Source organism: Rhizobacter sp., from assembly GCA_021153565.1.
Taxonomy (GTDB): Bacteria; Pseudomonadota; Gammaproteobacteria; order Burkholderiales; family Burkholderiaceae_C; genus Albitalea.
Genome location: JAJKJU010000190.1, coordinates 1 through 5,543, shown reverse-complemented (window position 1 = coordinate 5,543; position 5,543 = coordinate 1). Strand labels below are relative to the sequence as shown.

General features: G+C 62.1%; 6 protein-coding genes. 3 read left to right on the top strand and 3 right to left on the bottom strand.

Annotation, left to right across the window (positions count from 1 at the left end; all coding sequences use genetic code 11):
• Window positions 1–180: 180 nt before the first annotated feature.
• Complete coding sequence (locus tag AC30NL_RS11970) at window positions 181–975, bottom strand: hypothetical protein (RefSeq protein WP_489464227.1); 795 nt, start codon at window positions 973–975, stop codon at window positions 181–183.
• 873 nt (window positions 976–1,848) lie between these two features.
• Here AC30NL_RS11970 and AC30NL_RS11965 point away from each other — a divergent pair.
• Together AC30NL_RS11965 and AC30NL_RS11960 are read left to right on the top strand one after the other, a co-directional pair.
• Window positions 1,849–2,223: a hypothetical protein gene (locus tag AC30NL_RS11965; RefSeq protein WP_489464226.1), complete on the top strand. Its 375-nt coding sequence runs from the start codon at window positions 1,849–1,851 to the stop codon at window positions 2,221–2,223.
• Between the two features lie 18 nt (window positions 2,224–2,241).
• Window positions 2,242–2,568, top strand: a complete 327-nt coding sequence (locus AC30NL_RS11960) for a hypothetical protein (RefSeq protein ID WP_489464225.1) — start codon at window positions 2,242–2,244, stop codon at window positions 2,566–2,568.
• A 56-nt stretch (window positions 2,569–2,624) separates the two neighbouring features.
• On the opposite strand, the gene AC30NL_RS11955 is transcribed toward AC30NL_RS11960, so the two are convergent.
• Both AC30NL_RS11955 and AC30NL_RS11950 read right to left on the bottom strand, forming a co-directional pair.
• Window positions 2,625–4,070, bottom strand: a complete 1,446-nt coding sequence (locus AC30NL_RS11955; protein WP_489464224.1) for a carotenoid oxygenase family protein — start codon at window positions 4,068–4,070, stop codon at window positions 2,625–2,627.
• Window positions 4,071–4,312: 242 nt separating this feature from the next.
• Window positions 4,313–4,774 (bottom strand): universal stress protein, encoded by a 462-nt coding sequence (locus AC30NL_RS11950; RefSeq protein WP_489464223.1) that lies wholly within the window; start codon window positions 4,772–4,774, stop codon window positions 4,313–4,315.
• Between the two features lie 140 nt (window positions 4,775–4,914).
• Between AC30NL_RS11950 and AC30NL_RS11945 the strand changes: the two genes are divergently transcribed.
• Entirely contained in the window at window positions 4,915–5,103 is a 189-nt protein-coding gene (locus tag AC30NL_RS11945) for a YgaP family membrane protein (protein WP_489464222.1), read from the top strand.
• Window positions 5,104–5,543: the final 440 nt, after the last annotated feature.

The window sequence follows — 5,543 nt, the reverse complement described above, 5'->3', positions numbered from 1 at the left end:
TATTTCGATCATGCCCGCTCATCACGCCAAAAGACACCTGCTCGTCGTTGCAAATGCTCGCCATAGCCCGGGCTATGGCTGCGCTTTGCGCCTAGATCAGGCGCCTTTTGACGCGCTGCTCGGACACGCTCGAAAACTCTCAGCCTCTGACTTCTTCCTCTGTCGAAGTCGAATCGCTGGTCAACTCGGATGTCTCCCCGATCTGAAGATGGAAGGGGTTGCGGGCCGTCTGACCAATCGGAGTTCATCTGCCTGGTCGAATCCGACGGCGCGATAGGGCGCTGACGGGATCCCCCACGGTCGGTACCGTCTGGGCGTGGTTTTCGTCAGACTGCCAACAGCGTCGATGAGGGTCGCAGCCTGTCCCGCCGCCGACCAAACACGACCGCGGCCTTGTGTCGTGTGTTTCAGCGGCTCCGGCGCAGCCATCAGATCTCGAGCCACCCCCACGGCCAAGATTTCCTTGCGGACTTCTGCAGGCATTGCGGAATGGACTGTCTCCGAGCCGGCAGCGGGACTGCCCTTTCGCACCTTATCAAGCACTTCCTCCACCGAGATCGGCTTAGGCAACACACGCCCCACGAAGGCGTTGCTGATGACCGTGCAGGCCTCAAACAACCATTCTGCTGGCGGTTGCCGCCACGAGAGGGCGATTGGGTGTTCGCGCGCGATGTCCTGCGCGCCGCTCTTTGCATCGGCAAGAAGCTCTGGCTGAGGCCTAGCAACCCGTCGGGCGGTGATGGCGCTCAGCCATTGCCCTTGGGTTCTCGTGCTGTCGGGGGCGAACACTGCTGGACCGTCCTTCCATGCGTCGAGCACGATCGCATCTTCGTTGGGTCTCCACAGCGACGCCAGGCTCCAAGTCCTCGGAATCGACGATTCCACCCACCCGTGGTCGATAAAGACATTGGCAAGCACCGCGACCGCCTCTTTGGATTCAGCGTCCAATCGGCCGGCGTGCGCCACGGCGGCCAAGTGGGCATGCTCGCCGCAATGTCCGGCTCCTGCCCAGATACAGCGAGCCCCAACGGGGACATTGGTTGAACCGAGTTTCAAGTTGTGTACAGCATCGAGTCGCCTGAAGGCATCTCCCCTGCTCTGCTCGTTGTCCTCCTTGACATTGGCTCGGCCGAAAGAAAGCAACGCTCGCGTTTCGCGGATTGATTCGTCTGCACGTCGCAGTCGTTCCAAGTCCTTCCCTTCCACCTTGCGCCCATCGAGGGCCCGCGCAAGAAGGTATCCGGCCAGGGGCATCTCTTCGGGGGAAACCTGGGCGCCCGAACGCATGGGAACAGTAGCGGCGAGTCCCTTGTGACGAAGGCGAGGTTCAATCGGCAATGGTGCACGAGGTGCGAGCGTGACGCTGCCAAGTGCTTGCAGTCCGCGCGGTGGCAACTCAATGAAAACCGAGAACCGGGAGCCGCATGCGCCCGCGGATCGGAGCGGGACATGCGACCCCGGGAGGCCTGCTGACGAGGGGCCCTCGTGGTGGGCTCCGCCTTGACGGCCCGAGTCCACTTCATCGGACAGTCGTGATCTGGTTGTGAGAGAGAGTTTCATGCTCAAGATGGCAAAGGCGCGCTTTGACTCATCATGCCTGTTGCCTGGGCGCCGCACGATGACAAAGCGAAGCCATCGACACTTCGGCGAAGACGCCAGCGGCCTCGCTCTCGTCGGTCGGATCCCGTTCCGTCACCCCGGTGAAGCAAAAACGTAGCCACCCCCGAAATGAGTGGGACGCGCTGCTTCGTTTCTTGCTCATCGGCTTCGCTTTATTAGGTGTTCGTTCGTGTTGGGATAGGAGACTGTCGAACGGGTCAATGACGACTCGACGAACCACCTACCAGCATGAAGCCATCGAACCATTCCAACCTGGTCATCCACGATCTGGAGCGTTACGTGCGGCCCTCCCCTTCCTCCATGCGGGTGCTCACGCCCTTCGGCGTTGTGCTGACGTTCGTCCCGGGAAAATTCCGGCTAGGCCAAAACGTCAGGGCTCCCGGCATTGACGACTGCTCGGCGCGGACACACGCCGAGGTGATGGCCGTCGGTACGCGCATCGATTTTCCCGGCCTCTGGTACCTGGTGCGTGGGTTGAACAGCACCACCGATTTCGCCTTGATCGAAGAAGTTGCATTGCAGCTTCCGAAGGCATCACGCTTGCACATCGTGGACGACACGTGGGTCACCCGACCGGACAATCTTTCTGTCGTAATGCACTGAACCAAGACAAGCGATTACATGCTCAAGCCCTTGCCCTCGCAGACTTCATATCCCGTGAGCGACCAAGCCTCCAAACTGATCTCGACACTGGATTCGCCTGTGCAAGTAAACGTGCTGCGCAAAGAGTGTCCAGAAGTTCTGGACCTGCTGGCGCGCAACTGGAACGACACCGAACAGTTGCGCCGGACCTTCGACTCCCTGCTGTTCGGACCTCGTCGTAGCGGCCTGCCCCTGTCCTTCGACGCTTTGCTTGAAATCGCCGGCTTGCAGCAATTCGCCCACATGCAATCGCAGCGTCGCGGGGCCCGCTGTGTGTGGGAAAACTCGCTTGAATCGACGTATTGAGCCTTGTTAGCTCGCTGTCTGAGAGTCTGAGAGTATTTCAAGCGTGTCCCTCCAGCTCACCCCGCCCAAGCCGCATGAAAACCGAAGGGGATGACCTGCGGTGCATGCAGCGTGGCCAGGCATTCCATCGTTGCTGCGTCGATCACACCGATCACGCTGCTCGCATCGTCATCAGCCAGCGTCGGCACCAGCAGCACGCCATCGTCTTCGGCGCTTGAACCTGGCCGCGCCACGAACAATGGTTCGAGTTGAACCGCGGCGGGGCGCTGCCAGATGCGCCGTTCGCCGCTCGCCAAGTCCAGTCGAATTGTTCGGTCGAGGAAGGTGCTGCTGCGTCCCGTGTCCATGCCCGCGCCCCAGGCCACGGCGGCCCCGGACTGCCCGAAGCGGACGGGGCGTACTTGCGGCAATTCGAAGCCTTCGCCGAAGGTTTCGAGCAGTGCATCGCTACGTCCGCTTTGCAAGCGGTAGCGCACCAGTCGCGGCATCGAGCGCAGCACGTTATCGCTGCGCAGTCGTTCGAGCAGCAGGTCGTCGAAGACGGTCGCATCGTCATAGATGCACAGCTCGGCCACGATCTCGTCACCGCGTTCGTAGGCCTGGACCGCATGGAAGCACATCATCGCCGGCATGTCCCAGGTCTTCACGCGGCCGTCGGCCAGCGACACGGAGTGCAGCTTCGATCCATGGGCTGCGTCCCACTTGAAGTTATGGATGTAGGACCGCCCGCTGAACATGAAGCCCAGCGGTTGAGCACGCATCGCTGTCTCCCAGATCAGCGCGTGCTGTGGCGTCATCGCGAAGGCATGTGTGTATCCCGCCTTGGCGACGCGGATGCTCCCGACCAAGTCGCGTCGATGGTTGCCGGGATGCACGCAGAACAGCTTGTAAACGCACTTCTGCCCAAGCGCGATGCCCACGTTCCAGTAGCTTCCGTGGCGGTCGGTGATGCCGTGCGCGGCCATGATCTGGATGTCGAGCTCGTCATCGAACTCCATGCGCGGCAGGGTCTCCAGCGTGTTGGGGTCGAAGCCGACCAGATACGGGGACTCGGTGGTTGCAAACCAGCGTGCGCCGATTCGCGACATCACGACTGCCGGGTTGTCGGTCACGCGCGGCTTGTTCAGATGCTTCAGCCGTTCGACGAAGGACTCGGGGTCGCGCGTATCGAAGGCACTGAACGCTGGCGCTCCGGCCGCCACGCTTTGCTTGTAGTCCTCGCTGCGGATAAAGCGGCTGCAATAACGCACCTGAGCGTCGTTGAACTGGACGCGATGAAGCATCGCGAGGCCGTCGAACCAGTGGCGATATCCGCCCCTTGGCAAATCCCACAGTGCCGGGCCGTTGAGCAACAGGCCTCCGCGCAGCCACGAAGGCAACCGCCCTTCGACGTGCATCTCGGTCGAATCGATTTCGCGAGCCCCGCTGTGAAAACCCCTCAGGCGGCCGGGCGACACAGCGCCCGGGGTGGGAGTCGAAACGCGTTCCAGGACAACAGACATGGCCAACCTCCGTCGATGGATGGGATCGCCCGCTATCGTCCTACTCTGCAATGACGCATGCAAGCTGTTCGATCATTGATCTGCCGCGAGCGTCAGTGCGAGTGATTGCGTCTCGCCGCAGACCTGCAATTCACTAATAGCATGGAGCCTCACGCCCATGCTGCGATCCCATCCTGGTGCCGGCGCCCATCAGGTTGGGCGCTGCGTGGCTGATCGAAGCACATACAGGCCCGCTGCCTGAATCAATCCGCATCGGCGGTGATACCTCCGCGTATCAGCAGCACGGGGACCGCGCTTCCCCGCAACACCAGCTCCGCGTCGCTGCCGAGCGCGAGCCGCTTGAGCCCGCGTCGTCCGTGCGTGCCCATCACGATCAGCGAAGCGTCGGTGTTCTTTGCCTCTTGCAAGATCGCGTCGCACACGCGCAAGCCGGGGTCACAGCGCACCGCGCCAACTGCAGCCACACCCTTGGACCTTGCGCGCTCGACCGCAGCTGACACCAGACGATCGCCGGCCGCCCGCCAATCCTCCAGCAATTTGTCCGGCGGCAAAGAAGCAGAAACCTCGCCGATGAGCAGGCGAGCGTCGACAACGTTCAGAAGCTGCAGCGCCGAGTCCAGGCGTGCGGCCAGCGCAATCGCCTCGTCGAGCCCGCGCTGCGAAGTGGGGCTCCCGTCGATCGGCACAAGAATTCGCGAATACATGGTGTGTTGCTCCGGGTTGGGACGCCTGCCGTCCGTGATCGAGTTTCATCGCGGATTGGTGCAACAGGCTTGAGCCCCGTCAAAGTCGCGCCCGGCCAGGACGCCTATCGTCGACTCATCCACTTTCTGCAAGGGCTGTCATGAGTGCGTTGAACGTCGGAAACATCGACAGAGTGCTGCGTATCCTGTTGGGCATCTTGCTCGTGGCGCTTGCCGCGCGCGAAACGATCGGCGTGTGGGGATATGCCGGGATCGTGCTCATACTCACGGGCATCGCGGCCCGCTGCCCGCTGTATTCGCTGTTCGACATCAGGACCACGTCTCGTTGAGCTTGGCTCTTCGCCTCAACACGGATCTCGTGCCGCTCTTGTGGAAGCGTTCAGGCATTGCCGCTCGACGCTCTGCATGAGCCCTGCTGACAGTCCTTCAGATGCCCGAACGGGACAAATTCCGATGATCTCCGCGCTATGGACGACAGCATGGCGACTCGATCCACTGACCTGTATTGCGAGAGGGCGGTGTGAGGGCGACGGAGGCGGAATGAACGAGGCCGTCGACTCCAACGGCCGAGGCCCTCACTCCAGCCCCCGAGGGGCGAGGGAGCAATACAGGCCAGCTCGCTGTGCCCCGCTTCGAAGTAGCGCATTTCGGCTCCCTCTCCCCCGGCGGGGTTGGGGTGAGGGGTCTCCGAAAAATCACATCCATCTCCATCAAGGAAACCCGACGACCTCCACCATCGCCCGCACCTGCTCGACCGCTCCCCGCCACC

Bases quoted from the DNA above. Each gene is read 5' to 3' on its own strand.
- AC30NL_RS11965 (WP_489464226.1), top strand. From the start codon at position 1,849: ATGAAGCCATCGAACCATTCCAACCTGGTCATCCACGATCTGGAGCGT.
- AC30NL_RS11960 (WP_489464225.1), top strand. From the start codon at position 2,242: ATGCTCAAGCCCTTGCCCTCGCAGACTTCATATCCCGTGAGCGACCAA.
- AC30NL_RS11945 (WP_489464222.1), top strand. From the start codon at position 4,915: ATGAGTGCGTTGAACGTCGGAAACATCGACAGAGTGCTGCGTATCCTG.
- AC30NL_RS11950 (WP_489464223.1), bottom strand. From the start codon at position 4,774: ATGTATTCGCGAATTCTTGTGCCGATCGACGGGAGCCCCACTTCGCAG.
- AC30NL_RS11955 (WP_489464224.1), bottom strand. From the start codon at position 4,070: ATGTCTGTTGTCCTGGAACGCGTTTCGACTCCCACCCCGGGCGCTGTG.